Origin of the sequence: Haliscomenobacter sp., assembly GCF_033763495.1 — a bacterium.
GTDB lineage: Bacteria > Bacteroidota > Bacteroidia > Chitinophagales > Saprospiraceae > Haliscomenobacter.
Window position 1 is genome coordinate 1 of the sequence record NZ_JANRKL010000225.1, and the last position, 25,455, is coordinate 25,455.

Genomic DNA, 25,455 nt, shown 5'->3' on the forward strand with positions numbered 1-25,455 from the left:
GCTGGGATAGGCTTTTTTCCCGAATTGGTGTGTGCATTACACTAACTGACCGGGCGTAAAAGTCTAAAATAAGTATGAAAAAACCAAGAATAGGCAAAAAGATTTTCGGGATATTTTGTTTTACCAAATTATATTGTGAATTGAAATTAGGGTAACAGGTTCTTGTGCTCCACTGTTCCAAAGTTCATAGGTGATTAGGTTCCAAGGTTTTACTCTGGTCCTCTTGAATTTTGCTTCGGAATTCTGGAACTTTAGTGCCAACTCCCTGGAAACCCATATCAAAACCTGACTGTATGAAACCTATTGCTTTTGTTGTTTTTGCTCTATTGTATTCTGTATGTTTTATCAAAGTTAAAGCACAAGGAAATGATTTGACTTTTCTCAATGGCCAAACCCATGTAGACATTCCGTTTGAATACGAAAACAATTTCATCATCATCAAAGTCATGTTCAATGACATCTTTCCGCTTAAGTTCATCTTTGATACTGGCGCAGAAAATACCATCCTGACCAAACGTGAAATCACCGACTTGTTCCAAATCGACTACCAAAAACGCTTTACCATCTATGGGTCTGATTTAAGCCAAACACTATACGCCTATCTGGTGAGGGGTATTTCCTTTCGAATTGGCGATATGCGGGCCAGTCAACGTTCTATTTTGGTGTTGGAGGAGGACTATTTTCAGTTCGATGAGTTTTCTGGCATTGACATACATGGCATTCTAGGTGCTGATTTTTTTCGGCGCTTTATTGTCAAAATCAATTATTACAAACAGATCATCACGCTTTATGATCCTGCGGTTTTCCAGTTTCCCAAAGGGCACTTTACAGAATTTCCCCTGGAAATGCACCGTAGCAAACCCTATTTGGTCGCTCCGGTCAAATTGGGTAACGACACCACTATCCAAACCAAATTGTTAATGGATACAGGTGCCAGTATAGCTCTTTTGTTGTATACCGATACTCACGAGGGGCTCAAAGTACCGGAAAAAGTAATCCGTAGTGTTTTAGGACGAGGTTTGGGCGGAATCATCTACGGCTACCTGGGCAGGGTCAAAAGTTTGAAATTCTCTGGATACCCCTTCAATGAAGTACTCACCAATTTTCAGGAGATCCCGGTAGTTGAAGACAGTACGTACATGAACAAGCGCAATGGGATCATTGGAAACCAATTGCTGGATCGTTTTACCCTCATCATCGATTACATCAACAATCGGGTTTTTGTACAACCGAACCCCTATTTCAAGAAAAAATTCGAATTTGACCGCAGTGGCTTGTTCATCACCGCTTCCGGGGCTGGGCTTTCCAAGTTTATTGTCTTCGATATTGTACCTTCCAGTCCAGCAGCCAAGGCAGGTATTGCTTCTGGTGACGAAATCAAAACCATAAATGGTGTGCCTGCTTCTTTTTTCAAACTCCAAGATCTGATGTACAAATTCAGGGGTAAAGTGGGCAAAAAGGTAAATATGGTCATTCTGCGCAACGGAGTACGCCTTAAAGTGGAGATGAGATTGGAAGACTTGATTTAGTTTAGATTTTTATTTTGCAATGTCGTACAAAGTTTTATCTTTGCACCCAATTTCTTAAAAAAGCAATTAAAATTCATTCATCATGTTTGCAATCGTAACGATAGCTGGTCAACAATTCAAAGTTGAGGAAGGGCAGGAGCTCTTCGTCCACCAGCTCGACGCAAATGCAGGCGACGGAGTTTCTTTTGATCAGGTTCAATTGATTGAAAAAAACGGCGCAGTGCAAATTGGCAAGCCTTTTGTTGGCAATGCCTCGGTCAGTGCAACAGTAATCGGCCATCAGAAAGGTGATAAAGTGGTCGTATTCAAAAAGAAAAGACGTAAGGGTTACCGCGTGAAAAACGGTCACCGTCAGTCTTTCACCAAAATCAAAATTGACAGCATCGCTGGTTAAACCAAACTAAAAAGCAATTAGTCATGGCACATAAAAAAGGCGTCGGTAGTTCCGACAACGGCCGGGACAGTAAAAGTAAGCGCCTCGGCGTAAAATTGTTCGGCGGCCAGTATGCTAAAGCAGGAAACATCCTCGTTCGTCAGCGTGGCACCAAATTCCACCCAGGCGAAAACGTATACATGGGTAAAGATTACACCCTTCATGCACAAATTGCAGGAACGGTGGCATTCTCTAAGTCCAAGCAAGACCGCACTTATGTTAGTGTACTTCCTCTGGAAACTGCAATTGTAGCCAAAACTGCGCCAGTCGTTGTGGAGGAAGTTGCGGAAGTAGTTGCAGAGGTAGCGGCCAAACCAGCTGCCAAAAAATCATCTTCCATCACCCTGCCCAGCGGCAAAAAAGTGAAGCAGGATGACCTGAAACTGGTTGAAGGCATTGGCCCAAAAATCGAAGAGTTGATGCATGCTGCAGGAATTACTACCTGGGCAGAATTGGCAGCTGCTCCAATCGAAAAACTGGAAGCCATTCTGGACGAGGCTGGCCCTCGTTTCCGCATCCATGATCCTGCCACCTGGAGCAAACAAGCTGCAATGGCGGATGCTGGCCAGTGGGAGGAATTAGAAACCTATCAGGATGAACTGAAAGGTGGCCGGGAAGAGTAATCCATCTTCCACCCTACATGTTTAGTTTTCATAGCTTTATATTTTGGGCCCTGCTTCTTCATTAGGAGCAGGGCTTTTTCTGTGTCGGAGACACAGAAATCCCACGGCTAAAGCCATGGGTTGGGGATTTGAGGTGGCCTCCCACGGATAAATCCGTGGGTTGGCGATGTTTCTCGAAGGAATGGAAGGCCCGTTGGTGCAGCCATATAGGGCTGCCCAAAATGCTTAAATTCCCTTTGCCATTTCGAGTTGGAGGGACTGTACGAAGCGCAGACCTGCGGCGGGATTGGTGGCCAGCGGAATATTGTGCACATCACACAAACGCATCAACATACTTACATCCACTTCATGAGGATGTTTGCCCAACGGATCGCGGAAGAAAATAATCATGTCTACCTTGCCTTCCACCATGCGGCTGGCAATCTGGGCATCGCCACCAAGTGGGCCACTGAGCATCCGCTCAATTTCTAGGCCCGCCTTTTCGAGGTAAGAACCAGTAGTGCCTGTAGCAATAAGGTGAATGGCATGTTCTTTGAAAAAGTCGATGTGGTCGCGAACAAAACCCACCATATCTACCTTTTTGCTATCGTGTGCAATCAATGCAATGGTCATTTTTACATTATTTTGGGGCTAAAATAGATTAAGTAATCCGCCACGTAAACTTTTTGCCTCCTTAAATTGTAAGAGATACCAGAAAACTTGTCTGGCATGTTTGGTTTGCTCAAATAAAAACATTTATGCACCACGTTGGGTGTATAACTATTATCTTTGCTTGGTAATAATTGGATGAATATAACGTTTGCAAACCACAACTGTGTTTTACCATCTTTATTTCATAAATCAAACGTAACTATGAAAAAGTTCTGCTCGATTGTTGCAGCCCTTTCCATGGCTTTAGCATTTGCTATGCCACTGAATGCCCAAATTCAAACGCCCGCACCCAGCCCTACGGTTGAGCTTAAAACCAGAGTGGGCCTCACCGATGTGACCCTGCTTTACTCTCGGCCAAGCATCAAAGGCCGGACGATTTTTAGTGCAGACAAAACTGCAGTGGTGCCTTTCGGAACCATGTGGAGAACTGGTGCCAACTCTGCTACCAAAATCTCTTTCAGTGATGATGTGACCATTGGTGGAACTGCCATTAAAAAAGGCGAGTATGCTATCTTCTCTACTCCTGGTGCCAGTGAGTGGAAGGTGATGTTCTACAACTACGAAACAACAAATGCAGGAGGCTACGGCGACAAAACTGCCGCCGCAACCTGGACTTTGAAGCCACAAAAAGTAGCGGAGAAAGTAGAAACCTTCACCATCGACATCAATGATCAAACGATGGATAAGGCCAGCATCAACCTGATTTGGGAAAACACCAAGGTAAGCATGCCATTGAGTGTTGACGTAGAAGGTAAAGTAAAGGCCAACATCGACCGTGTATTGGCTGGCCCTTCTGCCAACGATTATTACACTGCCGGTTCTTATTACCACGATACCAAAAAAGACCTGAATAAGGCTTTGGAATGGGTTCAAAAGGCCAACGCAATGTCTCCTCAGTACTGGACTTTGCGCAAAGAGTCTTTGATCCTGGCTGACCTGGGTCGCAAAAAAGAAGCCATCGATGTGGCCATGAAATCTCTGGCAGAAGCTAAAAAGCAAAACAACCAGGATTATGTGCGCATGAATGAAACTTCGATTGCGGAGTGGAAGAAGTAAGAAAAAAGTGATGAGTGATAAATGATGAGTGATGAATCCCAGCAGGCCTGAATTCATCACTTATCATTTATCACTCATCATTCAAAATTTTCGCTTAAAAACATACCCCAATTCCCTTCTCACCTTCTCATTGCTCACCACTTTATAACGAGGCGCATCATCTGGCAAAAAGGAGGGTGGTTCAAAACCTTCTAAAATAGCCCGAGCGGTATAAAAATCGGCTTTGCGCGGATGATCATCGGCACAAACATTGTACAATTTGCCCCAGGCTGCTTGCTGAATCAGCGCTTCAATCACACCAATACAATCTTCCTGGTAGACTAAATTGACTGGAGCATTACCTTCTGTTACATTGCTTTTTCCTGCAAAAAAACGGCCCGCCTTTCGCTCTCCTCCAACCAAACCCGACATGCGTAGAATGGAGGACTTTTCATTGGGGAACCCCCCTTTGATGATTTTTTCTGCTTGAATCAAGGCTTTAGCCGAAGCAGTATCGGGGTATAATTCGGAGTCTTCTGTCACTTCAGCGTTTACATCCCCATAAACGCTGGTTGAACCTATGAACAAAATTTTTGCTACTTCATGCTGCTGGGCCAAATCCACAATTGCTCGAATTTGGGTAGGATACCAAACTTCTACATCGGGCCTGCGCCGGGAGGGAGGAATGTTGAGAATTATCAAATCTGTGTCAAAAAATGCCAGATCGCTGAGCTTGACCTCACCTTGGTCTACCTGCAACAAAGTAGGATTGAGCCCTTCAGCACGCAACAAATCCATCTTTTCTGCGGTAGTTGTGGAAGTTTTGACCTCATAACCCAGGTTCTGTAAGTGTTTGGCTAATGGCCACCCCAACCAGCCAGCCCCCAAAACCGATATCCTTTTAATTGAATTCAAGCCCATGACAAATTTTTGATTTGACAATTCAATTCAAAATTCTTAACTTAGAAATCTCAAACCACCCCGATTTAAATCGTGGGCATCAGTCAACAACACAAAAGGAAACGCTTATGCATCCAAAGCAACCCTACAAACCCATTAGTTGCGACTTTTACGATGAACTAGAGGCCTACGCCACGCAACAAAAAATTGTAGTGGTAGAATTTGAAACCCCAGAAGGTAACATGCGCCAGTGCGAGGTACGCATCGTCAATCTCGAAACCCGCAATAAGGAGGAGTTTGTCACCTTGGATAATGGCCTCGAAATCCGCCTGGACTACATACACAGTGTCAATGGTCGGCTCATACCTGATCACTGCTGACGTTCGAAACAACCTGGATCTGGCTTTTGTGCATTGCGAGTCACGTTTTCAATGTCGGTTGTAATGGCGCGTGGAGTCGTGATCGGTTTGCCATAATCCAATGCAATTGACAAACTATCCAATCGATAATCATCATTGTTAGGATCTTTAAAGACCTTATCAGTCGACTTGCCATTGATACATGGATCACATATTTCACCCAAAAAGTTGACAAATTGACCACGGGCAATTAAGTCTTGAACCTTTACGACACAATTTTCGAATTTTACATTGAATACTCCGGCCGTTTGGCCTTGGGTACCGTCGCTCAATTCCATTTCATCGCGGTCGGAACCGTAAATGACGCAGTTGCGGAAGTTGGCGTTGAGGCGGTATACGCTGGCCACACTACAATCCTCCTTGTAACAACGGAAATTGTTCATACCTAATGCCGAAGCCCGTATGCCGTAACTCACCATGGTGCAATAAGTGAAATTGTAATCCCCGCCATGGCGCAGGGTCACCGAAGTTACCTGGTTGTTGTAAAACAAGCAGTTTTCAGCCGTGACGGTGCTGTGAATGGCCAATAGGCCACTACCCGCAGTATTGTAAAAACGGGAATTGCGCAGGGTCAACTGTGCCGACGAGTCCACATAAACCCCAATATTGGAGTTTTTGATGGTGGCATATTCAATCACGTTACCTCGGCTACCGCGGCCGATAAAAATGCCGTTCCATTGTCCGGCATCGTCCTGAAAAGATTCTTCAAGACGATCGCCCTGAATGATCACAGGCTTTTCCTTGCTACCCTTAACATTCAACCGCCCATTGCGCAAAACGTAGATGAGGCCATCGTTGTAAATGTCGAACAGATCGTTTTTGGCAACACCGCCATGTACGTAGATGCGGGTACCCTGAGGAATGTTCACGGTACAACTATCTATAAAAATTGCGCCATAAAATACGTATGGTTTGGGGTCATTAAAAGTAATCTCAGAATTGCGACAAGAAAGAACCACGGGCTGCCCCCCGTTAAAACGGCTGGGGAAATAATTGGCGTTTTGCCCCCAGGCTTCTAGCGTCACTTCCTGCACGTTGCCGTTGGTTTCAAAAATCACTTTTTCATCCACAATGAATGGACTAACCGAAACAGGGTCATTGGGGTCAATGGTCACTGTGGCAAAGAGGTAAATACTGTCGTTGGCATAAATCTCTACGTCCTGAAACTCACGCCCAGGAATACCATCTACGTTCAGGGTAAACTTCGATTTGTCGCGGTTGAGCAAAAATATTTTAGAAACCCGAAGAGGCTGGTCGTTGTTGTTGATGATTTTGATGTAGCGTACCGCCGATCCACGCTGAGTAAAAACGGTATCAAAACGCAGGGTATCCGTAGAAAAAGCCAGCTTGGCATTGGCATCGGTAGTGAAGCTTTCGTCGTCGTTGCAGGAACCAAGGGCAATAGCGATGCTAAAGAAAATGAGAACGTAAAGGTATAAACGCGTCATGCGGACTTTTTTTGGGTATTGAACGGCAAAGGTAGAAAAAAGTGTGTGTTGTGTGGGTGTGAATGTGTGGGTGTAAAGGCGACACCCCCTGAATTAGGCTACACACCCACACCACCCATTATTGCGGTATCCTCAAGTCTTAAACTCCTCAACTCCTCAACTTTTCTTCTTATCTTAGTCTCTCACAATCAAAAACAATGTTAAAGATAGGCATCACCGGTCCCGAATCATCGGGCAAAACCACTTTAGCTAAAGCGCTGGCTGCCCATTACAAAACGGCCTATGTACCTGAATTTTCGCGTCTTTACCTCGAAAAACATGGCCCTGGGTACGATGAAGCCGATCTGCTTGAAATTGCCAAGGGCCAATACTCCTGGGAGCTTGCCTACGCACGTGATGCCAAACGTTTGTTGATTTGTGATACGGACTTGTTGGTGATCAAAATTTGGTCAGAGGTGCGCTTCCAAGAATGCCACCCCTGGATTGAGCGGCAATTGCACTTGCATCCCTACGATTTGTTCTTGTTGTGCAAACCTGATTTGCCCTGGGAGCCAGACCCCTTACGCGAAAACCCAAATGACCGGGAGGAGTTATACCAGCTTTATTTAAAGGCGCTGGAGGACATGAACGCCAACTTTTTTGAAATAAGTAGTTTGGAGTTCGAACAACGGCTGGCTTTGGCGGTTTCTAGTGTAGATCGTTTTTTAGGATTTGCAGGTTAAAAGGAAAGTTTTAGCTTTGCGGCCGACATTGGCAACCACATAGGGTTGCTCCATCACACCCACACCACACACCTCACACCCACACCTCATTTGGGGTGCCCAACCGAACGGGCTGAGATCATACCCATTGAACCTGCCAGGTAATTCTGGAGAGGAAAATGAGCACCTTCGACAAACTTGCTTAGCGGCAAGCCCCAGGTGCACGAAGGTATTACACCGTCGAACCCCTCGACTGGTGATTTCCCACGAATAAATTTGTGGGTTAACTCCCCATAACTAAATCTCCCACGAATAAATTCGTGGGTCGATTGGACAAACATTATGGGCCAACGTTTTTTTATGAAATCCAATGTTTTGATGTTGGCGTTGCTCTGCCTATTGAGCAGCAGTGCCTGGGCGCAAGTGAGTTTGCGCGGAAAAATTACCGATGCTGCTGGCCAGGGTTTGGCAGTGGCTAATGTTTGGTTGGAAGGCCTCAAAAGGGGCACCACCACTGATCGTTTTGGCGGATTTAGTTTACCCAATCTTACCGCCGGAACCTATCAATTGGTGATCAGTTACGTAGGCTATCAAGATCTGGTGGAAACCGTGGAGTTGAGCAGTACCCACGAAATGACTTTTGTACTGAGCGAAAAAACCTATTCGATGGATGCCCTGGTGGTCAAAAGTACCCGCTCTGACCGCAAAACACCCATGACTTACAGCAACTTGAATGCCGAGCAAATAGGCAAAAACAACCAGGGCCAAGATGTACCCTTTATCCTGCAATGGACCCCTTCGGCGGTGGTCACTTCTGATGCAGGCACGGGCATTGGCTACACGGGCATCCGCATTCGGGGCACCGACGCGACGCGGATCAACGTAACCATCAACGGAATCCCGCTGAATGATGCAGAGTCACAAGGTGTGTTTTGGGTGAATATGCCCGATTTTGCCAGTTCCACCAACGACGTACAAATTCAGCGTGGGGTAGGTACTTCGACCAATGGTGCCGCCGCTTTTGGGGCCAGTATCAACCTCAATACCGCCAAAGTAAATCAAGAAGCCTATGCTGAATTGAATGGCACCGTGGGCTCCTTTAACACCTTGCGCAGCAATGTACAGTTTGGAACTGGTTTACTCAAAAGTGGTTTCAGCATTGATGGGCGTTTGTCCAAAATCAGTTCCGATGGCTACATCGACCGGGCGAGTTCTGATCTCAATTCCTACTTTGTATCAGCAGCCTGGACGGGCCAAAAGCAACTCCTACGGCTGAATGTATTTTCGGGTCACGAAATCACCTACCAGGCCTGGAATGGCGTGCCTGCCAACCTGATCAATGATCCGGCTACCCGCAGCTACAACTCAGCAGGTACCGAAAAACCCGGCGAACCTTACGACAACGAAGTGGACAACTACCGCCAAACCCACTACCAGCTCATTTTTAACCGGGGCATCGCTCCCGGCTGGAACCTGAATTTGGCGCTGCATTACACCCGAGGGCTGGGTTTTTACGAGCAATACAAGGCAGATGAATCCTTTGCCGACTATAACCTTCAAGCCCCGAATGACTCCCTCGAAACCACCGATTTGGTGCGGCAACTCTGGCTCGACAACGACTTTTACGGTGGGGTATACGCGCTAAGTTACAACAAGGGCAAAATTGATTTCAGCCTCGGCGGCGGCTACAACATTTACGATGGGCGGCACTACGGGAAACTGCCCTGGTTGCAATATTCCAGCGATTATGTGCCGGGGGACAAGTACTACCAAAGCAGTTCCTTGAAAAAAGACTTCAATGCATACTCCAAGCTCAATTATCAATTGGCGCGCAGCTTGTACGCCTACGCTGACTTGCAAGTACGTTCGATCAACTATTCCCTGGAAGGCAATGACCGCCAAAAACGGGACATTAGCCTGGAGGATCAAATGGGCTTTTTTAACCCCAAGTTTGGTTTGAGCTATCTGCCTAACAGCCGTAGTACTTGGTACACCTCCTTTGCGGTGGCCAATCGGGAGCCCAACCGGGATGATTACCTGAGTGCCCTGCCCAATACGCCGCGCCCTGAACGCTTGTACAACACCGAGGTGGGGTACAAATACTCGGGCAAAAAGGGTGCCCTGGAGCTGAATGTTTTCCACATGTACTACAAAGACCAATTGGCAGTAACGGGGCAAATCAACGACGTAGGAGCTCCCATCAAAATCAATATCCCTAAAAGTTACCGCCTGGGACTTGAATTGAGTGGTGGCTATCAATTGAATCCAATGTTGCGCATCCAGGGCAACGCCGCCTTTAGCCGCAACAGAATTGTCAGCTTCACCGAATTCCTCGATTATTATGATGCCGATTTCAATTGGCTCGGCCAGCAGCAGTTCGTACGCGAACAGGCGGACCTGGCGCTTTCGCCCAATGTGATTGCGGGGGCAGAACTGGCTTTTTCACCCTTCCAGAAAGGGACTTGGGCGGAGAAACAAAGTTTGACTTTGTCTTTACTCACGCGTTACGTCGGTCAGCAGTTTATCGACAACTCTGGTGATGTGAGCAATACACTGAAAGCGTATTCATTCAGCGACTTGCGTTTAGTGTACCAACACCAGGGGCAATTGTTGCGGCAGCTGGAACTGAGTTTGTGGGTGAATAATTTGTTCAATGCGCTGTATTCTTCCAATGCCTGGTCGTATCGGTACATTTATGCCGGGCAAGGGGCTGTGGATCAGGGGCTTTATCCGATGGCAGGGAGGAATTTGATGTTGGGGGGGAAGGTTAGGTTTTAGGGCAGCTTTTCCTGAATAATTACCCGTGAAAATCGGCTCCACTTCAGTAAGGGAAGGGAGCCGATTTTCATTTCCACTCAAAAAAATCCCCCCCTCGCCAACACAAATCCCCTCTTCCCACGTTTTTATTCAAGCCTACTAACAAAACGCCATCACACTATGAGACTACACTTACTAGCTATGCTATGCTGTTTTGTTGCTATTGCTGCCCTCCGTGGTCAACAAACCTCCGTTTGTACTAAAGCGAGAAACATTGCCTGCGACTTTACTTATAAGGACAGTACAGATTTTGAAACCAGCCTCAGCAGCAATTACCAGTGCAGTGAAGGGGGTGTTTTTGCAGCAAGGGAGCGGGTGTACAAATTCACCTTATCTCAGCCACGCAACATCTTCATTTCTCTACAAATTGCCGAAGCGGGGGTTGATTTGGATCTGTTTTTGTTGGGTTCCTGTGTCTTGAGTGCAGATGCTTGCCTGGCTTACAGCAACACAGGCACCAGAAAGGAACAGATCCTACAATCCCTTGAAGCGGGAACTTACTACATTGTGGTGGATGCAAAACAGGCCGATGCAGTTGGGACTTATCGCCTAAAGTTGACTTGTGCCGACAACATTTGTCAACGCTCTACCTCCTCCATCAGCTGTGGGGAATACAAAGTCAAAGAAAACCTTGAAAATACCCTTAACCTGATCGCTGAATATCCGAACTGCTTGAATAAAGTCTATTCCGGGCGAGAAAAGATATACGCACTTGAGCTTAGTCCTGGTTCCAACATCCAGGCGGGCCTGCATGTAGACACCAGTAGTAAAAAAGATTTTGATCTGTTTCTGGTACAAGTAGACGAAACCTGTTATGAAATCACCTGCCTGGCGCAGGCCTCTGTCTCCGCCATCAAGGGCAGCAAATCCTTATTCAGCAATCAACTTGGTAGCGGCACCTATTACCTGATCGTGGACTCTCAGGAGTTTTATACCTCAGGAGAGTTTTCCTTGGATGTTTCTTGTGGGGGCGTACCCTGCAACGGATTGACCGCTTTGAATTGTAGTACCCCAACGCTAGGAACCACCACCACTGCGGCCAGAGATCGTAGTAAAGTGAGTCTTTACCGGGTCCGACAAGAAAATGCTGTTGAAAAATTCTACCCAGGGCACTCCGGGCCTGAAAAATTTTATTCTTTTGAAGTATTGGAACCTCAAAATGTCACCCTAAAAGTAAGCCAGCCCGGTGAACTCAGACCTAAAGACCTGAGCCTGTTTGTGCTCAAAAATTGTGACAACTTAGAGGCGGTTGGAGCAAGTGTGACCAAGGGAAGTGGCAGCGAAACCCTAACCGTTTTCCTAAATCCCGGCATTTATTACGCTGTGGTTGATCAGTTGCTGGGGGCCGATGCTTATAAATTTTCGCTGGAACTCCAATTTACCCAGGCTTGCACCAACATTTGTGATTATGGGGGGGCTTTTATCTCCCGTGGCACTTTTTCCAATGAATTGTCGCGTTCAGAAGTCGCACCCATTTTGCTTTATGAAGAACAATGCGTAAAAGATGCATTTAGCAATTTTTCATCGGGAAGCAAAAGATTGTATGCCGATGTTTTTTTGTTCAACAATGAAGAATCGCAAAGTCCTATCAGTTTGACCCTGAACGCTAGCAACGGCACTTCGAGCATTCGAGGTTTTATCTTCCAGTGTGATTATTTTACGGCTAAGACAAATTGTCTGGGTTTTACCCAAAATGGCAACCTGGATTTAGGCCCAAGCGCCACAGGGTTTTATTATGTAGTTATTCTCGATAGCCAAAATACGCCCTATACTTTTAGCATCACGCCCAAGGGAGTTTGTGAATCCAACCCGGAAGCTATCCCCCTGAATACGAACATTACCCGCTCAGTTAGTGGTAAAAATAACGACTTCAGCATCGGTGGCAGTGGTTATAACGGGTACAGCAACTGTTACAGTGGGGCGCGAACTTATCAGGGTGAAGATGTGGAATTCCAGTTCACCGTGCCATCCAATGTTTTGGTCAACATATCATTTAGCTCCAAAGCAGCAATGGGGCTATTCCTTTATGGCTATAGTTGTGGAAAAGGGTGCCTGGACTACACCCAAACCTCGATAGAAGGTGGAAGTGGAGAAATAAAAGACTTCCCACTCAACCCTGGGACCTATTATTTGATTGTGGATAAAAACGACCTTGCCACCGAAAATGCGGAATTCAGCCTCAGCATCAATACCCGGCCAACGGTCGCCTCTCCTTTTTTTCTGGCCTACGATCCGATCAACTCCAATTGTGTACCCAGCAAACGGAAAGGGCATAGCCTGGAGATCCTTAAAAAAGCCGCCGCCAATCTACTAACAGCAAGTGATCGCTTCTACATTTTTCCTGAACAGTTGAGCCCGCAAGCCCGCGCTATTGAAAAGAATTGGGATCCCATCTCCACTGAGGAAAAAATGAAGATGGACGAACTCCGCATGGACTCCCTGGGGGATGCTCAAAAGTGTGGTTTCAGAGACCGGGACTCCATTTACATCATACTGGAAACCAATGACAAAGACCAACAATTCATCCAGGAAGTTTTGGCAGAATATGTAAGCCCTTCCCCTAGCAATGCAGTCAGCGCCAAAGGGCAATACAAACCCGGGGGAGTAAGTCTGATCCAGGCATTCCGCTTCATTCGGCCCCGGCATTTTTCGCTGAATACCCGGCAACTGATCATCAATCCCAATGAAAACATCATCCAATCGATCTCAATTAAAACCAATGTCCGATTCAGGGTTAAAATGGAACCAGCCGTAGATTACATCAAGATCCTTAACCCCCAAAGTATCTACCCGGCTGAGGCCAGCGAGATCAAACTTTCTATCATCAAAAACAGCAGTGGAAAGCCTCGCGATCTGGTGAAGTTGATTTTCACTTCTGCTGACAGTCCAGAATACCGCAGTGAAGTACTCCTTCTGGAAAAGCAATGTATCCCGTTTACGGCAAGCATTGTGGCCAGTGAAGCCACCACTTTGTGTCCAGGCAGCTCCATTACCTTGAGTGCAAGCGTCAACAATGGGAGTTTAGGGGATTACCTTTATTCTTGGAGCAATGGCTCAACGGCTGCTTCTATCGAGTTACAAGATTTAAAAACGGGTTCAAGCCAGTATACCCTTACGGTTACACCTAAAGATGAAAGCGTCTGTGAAGTAAAACCATTGACCCAAAACATCACCGTTTTGGCCCGTCCCAATGCTCCTGTTGCGGTCAAATCAGAAGTTGGGGTTTGTACGGGTCAATTGGTCCCCCTGCTATCCGTGGCTCCTCAGGCAGGGGTAAGCACCAATTGGTACAATGGTGCCAACGAGCTACTTCCCGCAGTAGACGCGATCCGGTTTTTACCCAGAGTCAATCAGCCAGGGGTGTACACCTATTACGTGGAAGCGCAAAGTACCGCAGGTTGCATCAGCGAAAATCGGACACCCATCACCCTGACCATCTATCCGGCATTTACCCTTGCTGCCGATCCGGTAGAAAAAAATGTTTCCTGCAAGGGAGCAAGTGATGGAATTGTAAACATTCGCATCAACGAAACGGGCTACAACAACCTCAACTATCGCTGGTCAGACGGTGGCACGGGCAGCCGTAGAACAGACCTGAAAGCAGGAGCTTACCAGGTCACGCTGAATTCAGGATCAGGCTGTGCTCAGGAGTTTTCGGCAGTCTTAACCGAACCTGATTCGCTTAAAATTGTGGTAAAAAGCATCAAAGCTGATACAAGTGCAAAAAATACTGGTGCAGTTGAAGTAATTGTAAATGGGGGGATTCCTCCTTACCGCTATAATTGGATAAAGGCTGAACAATCGGTTAGTACTGCCCAAAATCTGACTATGGTCAGCAGTGGCAATTACCAATTGGAGCTAAGGGATCAGAATCAATGTGTGTTGTTTGGTCCGGTTGTTGCTGTTCCGAAGGTGGTTTTGAGCTCCATTACAGAACAGCCTTTGGCTGCAAGAATCTTTGTCTATCCAAATCCAACAGATGGGTTGATAAACATAACATTTGACCTGCCTGAAAATATGGAAATAAGACCGGAAATCCTGAATGCATTTGGTGAAGTTGTTCAAAAATTGCCTCCTCAACAGATGTTGAAAGGTAACCTTCAAACCCTGCTCCCTGGAGTAGAATCCGGAATTTATTTTATTCAAATTGGATTTCCTGGAGGAGTAGTAGTAAAAAGAGTGTTACTTATCCGAGGGTAAGAAATGTCATTTTTAACAATTTTTAATTTTTAAAAAAAATTTGAAAATCAATTATTTACAATATTAAATTCCATTAAAATTCTTAATTCTGATCAGTTTTTTTTGCTCGCAAAATGACATCAAATACCAATGGTTTTCCTACTTACTTTGTACTAAGAACAAACAGAAAGGAAGAAAATCCTTCCACGTAAGTTCCTACTTAAAACTTGTTGCCGTAAATCCGAAGTGTAGCCTCCGGGCTGCACTTTTTCCCAAGCTAATTTGTAATGCACAGTGATAGTCTTCTTAATTCAATCTGATTTTGTTCACAATATGACACTGTAAATATAGTGTTGTATTATTCACAAAGGGGTTCATATGTAGCTTTTTTTCATTGATTTTGTTGTCGCTACAGGTGAATCCCTTTTTTGTTTGCCCACCAATGTAAGCCCCAAAAACCCATTTGGATTTTTCCCATCAATTTACTATCTTCGCGCCGCTTTAGCCTTAAAATCAACTTTTGGTAAAGCTACATTGTTGAACAGGTATCTTGTATTTAAGCCCAAACGATGAGAAAAATTGAGTTGGACATAGTTGCACTTTCCCATAGCGTTACCCAGTCTCACAATTATGCGGTAGTGCTGGGAGAGAAAAAAGGTGCTCGCCGTTTACCGATTGTCATTGGCAGTTTTGAAGCGCAAGCCATTGCTGTGGCCATGGAAAGAATGACCCCCAATCGCCCACTCACCCACGACCTGTTCAAAAACGCTCTAGAGACTTTCAACATCAACCTCAAGGAAATCATCATCAACAACCTGCTCGATGGCATTTTTTATGCCCGTCTGGTGTGTGAACGCGATGGAGATGTAACCGAGGTCGATTCCCGCACTTCTGATGCCTTGGCGATGGCCGTTCGGTTCAACTGCCCGATCTATACCTATGAGTTTATTTTGGATGCGGCTGGGGTGGTTCTTGAAGATACCGAGGGTAGTGACGAAGACGAAGAGTTGTTTGCCGCAGCACCCTCAACTGGTATGTCCGACAACCCACTTGCCTCCTACTCTACTGAGGCACTGACGCGGATGTTGGATGAGGTACTGGATGAAGAAAATTATGAGAAAGCGGCACAGATTCGGGACGAGATCGAACGGCGGAAGTCGAGTTGATATTCAACTAGAATTGATTTCAGATTTTATACACGAAAAAAGCCAGGCTGAATGTTCAGTCTGGCTTTTTTCGTGGTGGTATTCCCGGACCAACCGTGATTGGTCAACCCAGGAATACCAGGAAAATAGTTAAACTTATAGCGGATTCTGTACCGCCGCCTTGTTGGAATCCAATTCACGACGTGGGATCAAAAACTGCCACTGTACATCGCCCGCAGGTACGTCAAACAAAATCGCAACCGCAGCAAGGTGTCCGATACCATTTCTGTTCAATGGCAAGTTTAGGCGCTTCAAATCCAGCCAGCGGTGACCTTCGCCCCACAACTCAATCCGACGTTGGAACATAATTTCGTCGATCAGTTCGGCACCTGTTTTGGTAGACAATACATAGGATGGGTCCCGCTTGCTTACCATCTCAAACAGTGCTTTTGCCGCGCCAGCATCGTCGCCGCCACGTGCTTTAGCCTCTGCCTCGATTAAGTACATTTCCCCAGAACGCATAAATGGAACATCTCCCATCACACTGGTACTTGGAGTGCCTGGTAAACGGAATTTTTGCACCATATATGGCACTCTAATACCTCCAGGAGGTGCGATAGAGTTGCTTGTAGTTGGTGCTTTGACCCACATTTTTGAACGTACGTCTGTAGCCGGAATTTGATCATACAGCAGTTTGTTGATCGTTTTTGGGGTAGCACGAATGTTGGTAGAGTTATAATTGCAAGAAATGTAAGAGTGGAAACCACCAAAAAACTCAGATTGGTCTTCCAGGTGATCAAAACCCCACATCCATTCTGGGTTTGATACATCTTGAAAACCTTCCTGGTATTGCGCGATAGACATCAAAGCAAAGCCTTGACGTGCTTCAGCAGCATAAGTAGCTGCAGTAGCCCAGTTCTGTTGTACCAAAGCCACTCGAGCCTGCACACCACGCACCACGTTTTTGTTAAAGTGTGATTTTGCTGCACGAGCAGTAGTCAACAGGGCATAAGCGTCCGCCAGATCCTTGTTAATTTGTGCATATACTTCTTCTACCGTTGAGCGAGGCAAACCTTCCTGCGTAGGCTCCAATACCAATGGAACGCCCAGTGTGCTATTTGGTTTGGCGGTCGCATCGTAACGTTTGCCATAGTACTGAATCAAATGGAAATAGGAAAACCCACGAATCGCGAGTGCCTCTCCTTTGATCTGATCACGTTCAGCAGGTGTGCCTACGGCATTATCGATATTGGCAATTGCCACGTTGGCGTTGCCAATCAGGCGGTAATACATTTCGTAAGGAAAAATCGCCATCGTGCCGGTCTCACTGCGGTGTGACAACCAGCGTTGCTCCGCGAAGTGCCAGTTGTTCGACGCATTGGGGAATACCAAGTCTTCACCCATTACATCATTGATGATCATGAGCGCAGGGTAACCAGAATGCCCCTGAGAGCCCTGGTAACGCACCATCATCGCGCGATAAATGCCATTGATGGCGGCCTTGGCGTTTTTGGTAGTCGCATAAGCTGAGCCCGCATCAACACTACCCGTAGGTTTTGTGTCCAAATAATCCTCCTTGCAGGAATTCAAAGCGATGCTCAGGAACAATGCAGATATGAAGAGAAATTTATAGTTTTTCATATTTAGCTGGTTTTAGAAAGTTAAGTTAATACCACCAACGAAGTTGCGGTAGAAAGAATAGGTATTGGCAGTAACCCCATCAAAGCTATCCAAACCATTCATACCTTTGCGCTTGTTCCACAAAGCAAGGTTTTCGGCACTTGCAAAAATTTGTGCACCTTGAATTTTAACCTTCTTGGCAAGACTGGAAGGGATTGAATAGGTCAGGGAAATATTCCGCAAGTTCAGAGAAGTAGCATCAGTCAACCACCGGTCTGATCCACCGTCAAAATCAACCGAACGACCCAAATCCGCACGTGGCACATCGGTGATGTCGCCAGGTTTTTGCCAGCGCTTCAATACGTCTACGTGTTTGGCCGACCCATAACCTGCTGATCCCATTATACTTGCGTAAGCTCCATCATAAATCAAACCACCAATCTGGTAAATGAACAATACCGACAGTGAAAAACCTTTGTACTCAATTGTATTGGTTAAGCCACCTGTGAAATCAGGAATTGCGGAGCCATTGTAACGGAAACGAGCATTGTTCAAACTAGTGGTAAGGGTATCGCCAGTTTCAGTGATGCGAGAGTTGGTCGCTACATAAGAGATGGCCCGGTACTCAGCGTTACCATTGGCTGGGTTGACACCAGCCCATTCGCGCAACCAGAAGTCATAAATGGATGTCCCTTCTTTCAACTTTTTGGTACCAGAAATGATTTCTTTGGTGCTTTCAGGCATCCGGGTAATTTGGTTCTTGTACGTGGTAGCGTTGAAACTAATTTCCCAAGAAAAATCTTTCGTTTCAACTGGAACAATGTTGAGTTCCAATTCGTATCCACGGTTGAACATGGCCCCGATGTTGCGGGTCTGTGAAGCAGTACCGGAAGAAAGTGGTAGAGGTACCGCAAACAACAAGTCATCCGATTCACGGTTGAAGTACTCCAATGTACCTGAAATCCGGTTTTTGAAAAATCCAAACTCTAATGCGACATCCGTTTGATTGTTAGACTCCCAGCTTAATACACGGTTTCCTAAACTACCTTGCAGGATGCCCGCTTCAGTCGCATTGTTCCAGCCCAGGTTGTACAAAGGTTGCCAGGCATAAAAACTGATGCCACCATTGTTACCCGTTTGGCCGTAGGAAGCCCGCAATTTAAGTTTACTGATGAAGTTTACTCCTTCTAAAAAGGCTTCGTTGTGGATTTGCCAAGCCGCACTGGCTCCAAAGAAGGTTCCCCAGCGTACTTCTTTTTCAAATTTGCTGCTCGCATCTCTGCGTCCAGAAAGGGTGAAAAAGTACTTGTTGTTGAAATCGTAGTTGATGCGGGCAAAGTATCCTTCCTGGCGGTTGGCATCAGCCTCTGACGAAAGGTTTGTTGTAGTGGTGAAGTTCACCAATTCGATGTTTCCGTCCAAGATTTGCTGTGACCTGGAACCAGTCAGGAAGTTGGTGCTGTAGTCATAATTTTCATGTCCCACCAACACATCGATGCTGTGTACTCCAATCGTTTTTTTGTAAGTCAGCTGTTCGTTCAGGTTGAGGGTCAACTGATTGGTAAAGTCAATGGTTGCACGTCCGGCTGGAGCACCATCACCAATGATTGGGTTACCATAAGTATTGCCGTTGGTGTTGCTGTAGTCAGCACCGAAATTAACCTTGAATTTGAAATCCTTCAGGAAGGAAATCTCCGCATTGGTACGTCCGCTGAAAAAATTGCGGCGGAAAAAATTCTGGTTCAACTCCGTTTCAGCAGGAGCATGGCGGCCACCGTATTGCGGGCGGCTGGGCAAACCCAAGGCGGTCAAGTTCCCAAAATCATACTGGCGCTGGCCATTGGCATCCAGCAAATACTGCCCTGGATTTTTCGGGTCATAGGCGTAAACTGGATAAATAGGTCCCATCCCTCTGGAAAAGAAGAAGGGGTTCACGAAGGAGGTATTTCCGCCAGCATCATCCTGGTTGGAAGTGGTATTGTTGTAGGCCAAATTCACCCCGAATGAAAGCCAGGACTTCAAGCGATTGTTGTATTGCAAACGTGCATTGTAGCGCTTATAATCCGAACGAATCAAAAAGCCTTTGTCGTCCAGATAGCCAAAAGAGGCATAATAATTAGAGTTCGCATCCCCACCACTGAGGTTGACGTTCAATTCATTGCGCACACCTTCTCTAATCAGGGGTGTCTCCCAGTTCAGATCTTCTTCTTTGAAAATCAGTTGTGCACTTGGGTTCAATACTCCGGCAGTGCTTACCAGATCAGTAGCAGCCACATTGTAGGCATTGTAACCCAACAATCCTACAATCTTAGCACTAGCGTCCGCGCTGGCTGCTTCCAAGGTCAATGGACTTGCCGTACGCGACATCAAACTGTTACGGTAAGATTCCCACATGTAGGGATAGTATTGTGCCGCATTCAAGCGGTCGTATTCCGGCAAACCACGCTCTGAAGTACCACGGGTATACTTCACATTGATTTGGCTTTTGCCTGGAGTACCCTTTTTGGTCGTAATCATCACCACCCCGTTGGCCGCTCTGGAGCCATACAAAGAGGTAGAAGCCGCATCCTTCAGGATGGAAATGTTTTCGATGTCATCTGGGTTGATGTTGGCAATCGCTCCATCATAAGGGATACCATCTACTACGTACAATGGGGCGTTGGATGCAGAAATGGATCCAAAACCGCGAATACGAATGGCCGGAGTAGAACCTGGTTGGCCACCACCAACGGTAGTTTGAATCCCAGAACCAGCCCCTGCTATCGCCTGACTGATGTTTGTGATCGGGCGTTTGGCAATTTTTTCAGCGCCTACTGTAGTTGCCGAACCCGTAAATTTTTCACGGGTAGATTCACCAAAAGCAGTTACGATGACTTCGCCCAATAGCGCAATGGATTCTTCCATTTGAAGGTCTACAGTGGTGCGACCATTCAGCACAACCTCCTGCGAAGTGAAGCCCGTATAACTCAACGAAAGCACATCCTTGGATGGATCAGCTTGCAACTCAAACTTTCCATCAACATCAGTAGTGGTCCCTACTGTGGTGCCTTTGACTACCACGGTTGCGCCAATCAATGGCTCACCGCCTTTAGCCGAGGTGATGACCCCTCGAACTGTGGTCTGCGCCCCAAGGCAAAGCCCTACGAGCAACAGCATTCCTGTGAGTGTAAAATGCAAAAGCTTCATAAATGATTTATTTGGTTGATAAAATAACAGTCGTAGAATCAGCCTGTGTTGTTACAGACTAGTTTAGGTTTTGGGACAAAACAAGTTTACAGATTTATTACCACTCTCTTTGACTTGGGGCAGTCTAATGTTGATGGCAGTGTAGGTTGGACTTGATTTTTATCGACTTCAAAAATGCGACACAAATATGCAATCTAAGCTGCATAAATCATAGACATGTTATTTTTTTTCGACGGTTTACCGGATTGGCGACATTCTTTTAATGAACAAACATGAGTCATCCCAAATTTTGAGTTAACTCAAGATTTGGGATTTTTTGTGCGTAAAAAAACGCCTTCTGTAAATTTGGATATCTCTCCACACCAAAAAACAGAAGGCGCCATGTATAAAACATTGGTGCAAAATACGTCAAAGAATAATAATCAAAGAGGACTGAGATTCCTACTCAAGCAAATCAGCACTCTATATCTCTTGACTTCATTGCCTATTTCCAATCACTTTAAAGCATGGTTGGTGATCCTTAAAAAAATCGGGCTACTTATAGTCACACCAAATCAAACAAATCCAAAACCCCCGGCGTCCTCGCCACATTGAATCCCTCCGCATATTCAAAACCCGCGTCACGACCAAAGGACCGGGCCTTCGCCCGCATGAACTCCATGAAGTCTTCTCCAGAAATGGGTGTGCTCAACTCCTGACTGTATTCAGTAGCAGTCGGCAAGAAAAATTGTGAGCGGAAGGTCAGAATCAGCTCCATCTTTTTTTCAAAATAATCGCTGATGTCCACCGTAAAATCGGGTTCCAGGTTACGATCCTGGATGTAGTGGTACACGGCTTTGGGGCGCCAGCGCTCCTGGGGGTTCCCCTTTTCATCAAAGGTTTCAACTTTAGCCAAGCCTGCATAAAAGCAGGCATCGGCAGTGAGTTTGGCGGCGCGGCCATGGTCGGGATGGCGATCGTCCAGCGCATTGGCCAATACAATCTCCGGTTGGCAACTGCGGATGACCTGGATGATTTTTTGGATGTTTTCGGGGTTGTATTGGAAAAAGCCGTCGGCCATGTCCAGATTGATGCGGAAGGCTGCCCCCATGAGTTGAGCGGATTCGGTGGCTTCACGGGTGCGGATTTCAGCGTTGCCGCGGGTACCTAGTTCGCCGCGGGTAAGGTCGAGCAGGCCTACGGCTTTACCTTGGGCGATGTGGCGGAGTAAGGTGCCACTGCTGGAAAGTTCTACGTCATCGGGGTGAACGCCGATGGCCAGGATGTCGATTTTCATGTGCGCTTTTTTTGTCGGGGACAAAAATCCCACGGATAAATCCATGGGTTGTTTTTTATGGTGGCCTCCCACGGATAAATCCGTGGGTTGGCGATATACTTAGGGGAATGAAAGGCCAAACACACCCACACCTTCACACTCAAACTCACACCCATTCTTGCGGGTTGCAGTATCTCTTAGTCGGTGGAAGACCCCACACTTCCACACCTCACACTCACACACTTTTACCCCCTCACCCTTTCTTTGCAGCCTCCCAAAGGAGGTCCATTTCGGCAAGGGTCATGTCGTTGAGGTGTTTGGGGGCATGGGCTTCGATGTATTCGAAACGTTTTTTGAATTTAGCGTTGACACGTTCAAGAGCGGTTTCGGGGTCGATTTTGACGAAGCGGGCATAATTGATCAGGGAGAAGAGGATGTCGCCAAATTCTTCCTCGCGCCTTTCCTGGGCCATGTCTTGCTCCAGCGTTTCTTTAAACTCCTGGATTTCTTCTTCCACCTTGTCCCACACCTGGCCAGCATTTTCCCATTCGAAGCCTACCTGTTTGGTTTTTTCCTGCATGCGATAGGCTTTAACCATGGCTGGCAGGGATTTGGGTACTCCAGCCAATACTGATTTTTTGCCCTCTTGCAATTTCAATTGCTCCCAGTTTCTTTTGACATCCTCCTCGTCTTTGACCTTTACATCGCCATAAATGTGCGGGTGGCGTTTGATGAGTTTGTCACAAACCGCGTTGAGGGCATCGGCGATGTCGAAACTTTGTTGCTCATCGCCAATTTTGGCATAAAAAACCATGTGCAACATCAAATCACCAATTTCTTCCTTGATGCCCTGGATGTCTTCTTCCAGGATGGCGTCGGCCAATTCGTAGGTTTCTTCAATGGTGAGGTTGCGGAGAGTTTGGAAAGTTTGTTTGCGGTCCCAGGGGCATTGCTCGCGCAATTCATCCATAATGGTAAGCAGTCGGGCAAAAGCATCGAGTTTGTGTTGCATGGAGTGTTTTTTGACTAAGAACATGTTTAATTTTTTTTAAAACATGCTCTAAAAAATGGGAAGTGTACGCAAAATTAAACCTAATTTGCAGAAGAGAAGTTTAATTGAAGTAAATTTCAACGCATGGAACTATTGAAAACTTTTTTGGCAGCCTTCACGGTTTTTGGATTGGCTTTTATGCTGATCAATATTCGGTATTGGTTTACGGGCAAGGAATTTAGGGGTACTTGCGCCAGTAATTTTAATGCCGGGAAAGGAGGAGAAGGACAGGTGTGCTCGATGTGTGGCCGGAAACCGGATGAGGCTTGTGGGATGCCGGAGGTGAAGTAAAGTAGCAAATCAAAATAGATTAAAATGTACATTCAGGCTAAATCACTCAATGGAAGATGTTTTTGTGATTTTTAAAATTTTGAAGGCCTTGAAGGGGATGATTTCGGAATTGGTGGAGATGGCGCAAGTCTAACCTACCAATACTGTAATTCCGAACAAAAAAACGCCGAGGAATAAAAATAGACCAATAAGAAGCCATCCAAATTTTTGATTTTTCCGCAACTCTTCCTTTTCTGTATCAGTGGCTTTTTTCCACTTTTCTCTTCGCTCTTTACGCTGTTTAATTAATTCTTGGAACATGAAAAAACAGTAAATTAGCATCAACCCAATGATGAGAACTCTGGCATAAGGCGGCAGTTTAATTTCCATCGGTCTAATGATCAAAAAGTTGATCACGTACGCTGCTCCGCCTATTACTACTAAAATATTTTTTAAACTTTTTGTATTCATAATTTATTTATTGGTCTCAATACTGCCCTACCGACAACATCACCAAAGTGCACGCGAACTCCGTCTCAATCCCCTTCTCCTTAGCCAATCGCAGCAATTCAAAATTCTCCGTCCCCGGGTTAAAAATGATCCGTTTCGGCTGCAAGCCTAATATGTAGTCGTAATACTCTTTTTGTCTTTCTGGATTCAAATAGAGGGTGATGGTATCAATTTCCTCGGCCTGGGGCTGGCCCTTTTGAATGTCCACGCCAAAAATAGTCGCTTCGCGCAAACCTACAGCCACCACTTCGTGGCCTTTGCTCGTCAATCTACGAATGGCGTCGTAAGAAACCCGGGCAGGGTTTTCGGAAGCGCCTAGTACCAATGTTTTTTTCATACAGTAATGAGCTATCAGCAATGAGCCATCAGCTGTCAGCCATCAGCTTGGATGAGTTCCTTGCTGATAGCTGATGGCTGACTGCTGATGGCTAAACCAGTAACTTAATCGGCTCCTCCATAATCTCCTTGAAGGTTTGCAGGAATTGTGCGCCTGTGGCACCATCCACAACCCGGTGATCGCAGGAAAGGGTTACTTTCATGGTATTGCCCACCACGATTTCGCCATTTTTCACGATTGGTTTTTCAAAAATCCCGCCTACTGCCAGGATACAGGCATCGGGAGGATTGATGATTGCCGTAAATTCGTCGATGCCGAACATCCCCAGGTTCGAAATGGTGAAGGTATTGCCTTGCATTTCATCTGGTTGCAGTTTGCGCTCTTTGGCTTTTCCCGCCAGGGCTTTCACCTCGGTATTGATTTGGGACATGGTTTTCATGTTCGCATACCGAATCACGGGAACCAGTAGTCCGTCCTCAACCGCCACAGCTACACCAATATTGATGTCCTTGTTGTAGCGGATTTTATCGCCCAACCAGGAAGAGTTGATCGCAGGATGTTTGGTCAAAGAAGCAGCTACCGCTTTAACCACGAGGTCGTTGAAGGACAACTTCACTGGCGATACCTCGTTCAGTTGTTTGCGCATTTCGATGGCCCGATCCATGTTGATTTCGATGGTCAGGTAAAAATGTGGCGCAGTGAACAAGCTCTCACCCAAGCGGCGGGCAATCACCTTGCGCATTTGAGATACGCCTACTTCTTCGTAGTTGTTGCCACCTGAATTGAAAGCAAATGGTGCAGCAGTTGGTGCTTCCGACTTAGCCGTAGGCGCAGGCGTAGGTGTGGCAGTTGGAGTTGGTGTGACTACCGCTGGGGTACCACCTTTGCCTTCCAGGAATGCTTCTACGTCTTTTTTAACAATGCGGCCCTGGTCACCAGAACCAGTCACTTGCTCCAGGCTTATGCCCGTTTCTTTGGCTATGCTTTTGGCCAAGGGTGAGGCTTTGACTCGGCTGTCTTCGGTACTTACAGCTGCTGTTGGAACCTCCGCCACAGGAGCAGCTACAGGAGTACTTGGTTGGCCATTGGCAGCAGGAGCAGGAGTTCCGCCATTGGCCGCAGCCATTGCCGCTTGCCAATCTTCACCAGCTTGCCCGATGACAGCGATGACACCATCAATAGGCACAGGCCCTTCTTTAACCGCTATATGCAGGATAACGCCTTCTACAAAAGCATCCAATTCCATAGTGGCTTTATCCGTCTCCACTTCTGCCAGGGTTTGGCCTGGTTCAACGTGGTCTCCCTCTTTTTTCAACCAACCAATGATATTGCCCTCTTCCATCGTA

General features: G+C 46.3%; 20 protein-coding genes and 1 riboswitch. Of the genes, 10 read left to right on the top strand and 10 right to left on the bottom strand.

Annotated elements, in window-relative coordinates:
- Window positions 1-293 precede the first annotated feature (293 nt).
- The 3 genes from SFV55_RS26410 (at window position 294) to rpmA (ending at window position 2,585) form a co-directional block, all read left to right on the top strand.
- Complete coding sequence (locus SFV55_RS26410; protein WP_320032587.1) at window positions 294-1,529, top strand: aspartyl protease family protein; 1,236 nt, start codon at window positions 294-296, stop codon at window positions 1,527-1,529.
- An 82-nt stretch (window positions 1,530-1,611) separates the two neighbouring features.
- Window positions 1,612-1,923: a 50S ribosomal protein L21 gene (gene rplU, locus SFV55_RS26415; protein ID WP_320032588.1), complete on the top strand. Its 312-nt coding sequence runs from the start codon at window positions 1,612-1,614 to the stop codon at window positions 1,921-1,923.
- A 23-nt stretch (window positions 1,924-1,946) separates the two neighbouring features.
- Complete coding sequence (gene rpmA, locus SFV55_RS30300; protein WP_413776746.1) at window positions 1,947-2,585, top strand: 50S ribosomal protein L27; 639 nt, start codon at window positions 1,947-1,949, stop codon at window positions 2,583-2,585.
- 225 nt (window positions 2,586-2,810) lie between these two features.
- Here the strand turns inward: rpmA and SFV55_RS26425 are convergent, their stop codons facing one another.
- Window positions 2,811-3,197: a methylglyoxal synthase gene (locus tag SFV55_RS26425; protein WP_320032589.1), complete on the bottom strand. Its 387-nt coding sequence runs from the start codon at window positions 3,195-3,197 to the stop codon at window positions 2,811-2,813.
- A 240-nt stretch (window positions 3,198-3,437) separates the two neighbouring features.
- Here SFV55_RS26425 and SFV55_RS26430 point away from each other — a divergent pair, with 240 nt between their 5' ends.
- Window positions 3,438-4,292, top strand: a complete 855-nt coding sequence (locus SFV55_RS26430) for a DUF2911 domain-containing protein (RefSeq protein WP_320032590.1) — start codon at window positions 3,438-3,440, stop codon at window positions 4,290-4,292.
- Between the two features lie 81 nt (window positions 4,293-4,373).
- On the opposite strand, the gene SFV55_RS26435 is transcribed toward SFV55_RS26430, so the two are convergent.
- Window positions 4,374-5,192: an SDR family oxidoreductase gene (locus SFV55_RS26435; RefSeq protein WP_320032591.1), complete on the bottom strand. Its 819-nt coding sequence runs from the start codon at window positions 5,190-5,192 to the stop codon at window positions 4,374-4,376.
- A 107-nt stretch (window positions 5,193-5,299) separates the two neighbouring features.
- On the opposite strand from SFV55_RS26435, the gene SFV55_RS26440 reads away from it, so the two are divergent.
- Complete coding sequence (locus SFV55_RS26440) at window positions 5,300-5,551, top strand: hypothetical protein (RefSeq protein ID WP_320032592.1); 252 nt, start codon at window positions 5,300-5,302, stop codon at window positions 5,549-5,551.
- On the opposite strand, the gene SFV55_RS26445 is transcribed toward SFV55_RS26440, so the two are convergent.
- Window positions 5,542-7,038 carry a right-handed parallel beta-helix repeat-containing protein gene (locus SFV55_RS26445; RefSeq protein WP_320032593.1) on the bottom strand — a complete coding sequence of 499 codons (1,497 nt, stop codon included), beginning with the start codon at window positions 7,036-7,038 and terminating at the stop codon, window positions 5,542-5,544. The genes SFV55_RS26440 and SFV55_RS26445 overlap by 10 nt on opposite strands.
- Window positions 7,039-7,235: 197 nt before the next feature.
- On the opposite strand from SFV55_RS26445, the gene SFV55_RS26450 reads away from it, so the two are divergent.
- The 4 genes from SFV55_RS26450 (at window position 7,236) to SFV55_RS26465 (ending at window position 15,901) form a co-directional block, all read left to right on the top strand.
- Complete coding sequence (locus SFV55_RS26450; RefSeq protein ID WP_320032594.1) at window positions 7,236-7,760, top strand: ATP-binding protein; 525 nt, start codon at window positions 7,236-7,238, stop codon at window positions 7,758-7,760.
- An 81-nt stretch (window positions 7,761-7,841) separates the two neighbouring features.
- A riboswitch (TPP riboswitch) is annotated at window positions 7,842-7,934 on the top strand.
- Between the two features lie 165 nt (window positions 7,935-8,099).
- Window positions 8,100-10,517, top strand: a complete 2,418-nt coding sequence (locus SFV55_RS26455; RefSeq protein WP_320032595.1) for a TonB-dependent receptor — start codon at window positions 8,100-8,102, stop codon at window positions 10,515-10,517.
- Between the two features lie 159 nt (window positions 10,518-10,676).
- A complete protein-coding gene (locus tag SFV55_RS26460) occupies window positions 10,677-14,756 on the top strand; it encodes a pre-peptidase C-terminal domain-containing protein (RefSeq protein WP_320032596.1) in 4,080 nt (1,359 codons plus the stop codon).
- Between the two features lie 548 nt (window positions 14,757-15,304).
- Window positions 15,305-15,901, top strand: a complete 597-nt coding sequence (locus tag SFV55_RS26465) for a bifunctional nuclease family protein (protein ID WP_320032597.1) — start codon at window positions 15,305-15,307, stop codon at window positions 15,899-15,901.
- A 135-nt stretch (window positions 15,902-16,036) separates the two neighbouring features.
- Here SFV55_RS26465 and SFV55_RS26470 read toward each other — a convergent pair whose 3' ends face one another.
- From SFV55_RS26470 to mazG, 4 genes are all read right to left on the bottom strand, one after another.
- Window positions 16,037-17,521, bottom strand: coding sequence for a RagB/SusD family nutrient uptake outer membrane protein (locus SFV55_RS26470; protein WP_320032598.1), 1,485 nt, complete (start codon window positions 17,519-17,521; stop codon window positions 16,037-16,039).
- 12 nt (window positions 17,522-17,533) lie between these two features.
- Entirely contained in the window at window positions 17,534-20,686 is a 3,153-nt protein-coding gene (locus SFV55_RS26475; protein ID WP_320032599.1) for a SusC/RagA family TonB-linked outer membrane protein, read from the bottom strand.
- A 544-nt stretch (window positions 20,687-21,230) separates the two neighbouring features.
- Window positions 21,231-21,962: a bacillithiol biosynthesis deacetylase BshB1 gene (bshB1, locus tag SFV55_RS26480; RefSeq protein WP_320032600.1), complete on the bottom strand. Its 732-nt coding sequence runs from the start codon at window positions 21,960-21,962 to the stop codon at window positions 21,231-21,233.
- A 232-nt stretch (window positions 21,963-22,194) separates the two neighbouring features.
- The gene (gene mazG / locus SFV55_RS26485; RefSeq protein WP_320032601.1) at window positions 22,195-22,953 is read right to left on the bottom strand and encodes a nucleoside triphosphate pyrophosphohydrolase; all 759 of its coding nucleotides are present in this window, start codon (window positions 22,951-22,953) and stop codon (window positions 22,195-22,197) included.
- Window positions 22,954-23,076: 123 nt separating this feature from the next.
- On the opposite strand from mazG, the gene SFV55_RS26490 reads away from it, so the two are divergent.
- The gene (locus SFV55_RS26490) at window positions 23,077-23,283 is read left to right on the top strand and encodes a hypothetical protein (RefSeq protein ID WP_320032602.1); all 207 of its coding nucleotides are present in this window, start codon (window positions 23,077-23,079) and stop codon (window positions 23,281-23,283) included.
- Between the two features lie 129 nt (window positions 23,284-23,412).
- Here the strand turns inward: SFV55_RS26490 and SFV55_RS26495 are convergent, their stop codons facing one another.
- The 3 genes from SFV55_RS26495 to SFV55_RS26505 form a co-directional block, all read right to left on the bottom strand.
- Window positions 23,413-23,733: a hypothetical protein gene (locus tag SFV55_RS26495; protein WP_320032603.1), complete on the bottom strand. Its 321-nt coding sequence runs from the start codon at window positions 23,731-23,733 to the stop codon at window positions 23,413-23,415.
- Window positions 23,734-23,749: 16 nt separating this feature from the next.
- Complete coding sequence (locus tag SFV55_RS26500; protein ID WP_320032604.1) at window positions 23,750-24,109, bottom strand: CoA-binding protein; 360 nt, start codon at window positions 24,107-24,109, stop codon at window positions 23,750-23,752.
- Between the two features lie 91 nt (window positions 24,110-24,200).
- Window positions 24,201-25,455, bottom strand: a 1,255-nt coding sequence (locus SFV55_RS26505; protein WP_320032605.1) for a dihydrolipoamide acetyltransferase family protein, incomplete at its 5' end; no start/stop codon positions are given.

Excerpts from the sequence above, each read along its gene's own strand:
- rplU (WP_320032588.1), top strand. The coding sequence starts at position 1,612 with ATGTTTGCAATCGTAACGATAGCTGGTCAACAATTCAAAGTTGAGGAA.
- SFV55_RS26455 (WP_320032595.1), top strand. The coding sequence starts at position 8,100 with ATGAAATCCAATGTTTTGATGTTGGCGTTGCTCTGCCTATTGAGCAGC.
- SFV55_RS26450 (WP_320032594.1), top strand. The coding sequence starts at position 7,236 with ATGTTAAAGATAGGCATCACCGGTCCCGAATCATCGGGCAAAACCACT.
- SFV55_RS26445 (WP_320032593.1), bottom strand. The coding sequence starts at position 7,038 with ATGACGCGTTTATACCTTTACGTTCTCATTTTCTTTAGCATCGCTATT.
- SFV55_RS26430 (WP_320032590.1), top strand. The coding sequence starts at position 3,438 with ATGAAAAAGTTCTGCTCGATTGTTGCAGCCCTTTCCATGGCTTTAGCA.
- SFV55_RS26410 (WP_320032587.1), top strand. The coding sequence starts at position 294 with ATGAAACCTATTGCTTTTGTTGTTTTTGCTCTATTGTATTCTGTATGT.
- mazG (WP_320032601.1), bottom strand. The coding sequence starts at position 22,953 with ATGCAACACAAACTCGATGCTTTTGCCCGACTGCTTACCATTATGGAT.
- SFV55_RS26495 (WP_320032603.1), bottom strand. The coding sequence starts at position 23,733 with ATGAATACAAAAAGTTTAAAAAATATTTTAGTAGTAATAGGCGGAGCA.
- rpmA (WP_413776746.1), top strand. The coding sequence starts at position 1,947 with ATGGCACATAAAAAAGGCGTCGGTAGTTCCGACAACGGCCGGGACAGT.
- SFV55_RS26425 (WP_320032589.1), bottom strand. The coding sequence starts at position 3,197 with ATGACCATTGCATTGATTGCACACGATAGCAAAAAGGTAGATATGGTG.
- bshB1 (WP_320032600.1), bottom strand. The coding sequence starts at position 21,962 with ATGAAAATCGACATCCTGGCCATCGGCGTTCACCCCGATGACGTAGAA.
- SFV55_RS26500 (WP_320032604.1), bottom strand. The coding sequence starts at position 24,109 with ATGAAAAAAACATTGGTACTAGGCGCTTCCGAAAACCCTGCCCGGGTT.
- SFV55_RS26475 (WP_320032599.1), bottom strand. The coding sequence starts at position 20,686 with ATGAAGCTTTTGCATTTTACACTCACAGGAATGCTGTTGCTCGTAGGG.
- SFV55_RS26440 (WP_320032592.1), top strand. The coding sequence starts at position 5,300 with ATGCATCCAAAGCAACCCTACAAACCCATTAGTTGCGACTTTTACGAT.
- SFV55_RS26465 (WP_320032597.1), top strand. The coding sequence starts at position 15,305 with ATGAGAAAAATTGAGTTGGACATAGTTGCACTTTCCCATAGCGTTACC.
- SFV55_RS26490 (WP_320032602.1), top strand. The coding sequence starts at position 23,077 with ATGGAACTATTGAAAACTTTTTTGGCAGCCTTCACGGTTTTTGGATTG.
- SFV55_RS26470 (WP_320032598.1), bottom strand. The coding sequence starts at position 17,521 with ATGAAAAACTATAAATTTCTCTTCATATCTGCATTGTTCCTGAGCATC.
- SFV55_RS26435 (WP_320032591.1), bottom strand. The coding sequence starts at position 5,192 with ATGGGCTTGAATTCAATTAAAAGGATATCGGTTTTGGGGGCTGGCTGG.
- SFV55_RS26460 (WP_320032596.1), top strand. The coding sequence starts at position 10,677 with ATGAGACTACACTTACTAGCTATGCTATGCTGTTTTGTTGCTATTGCT.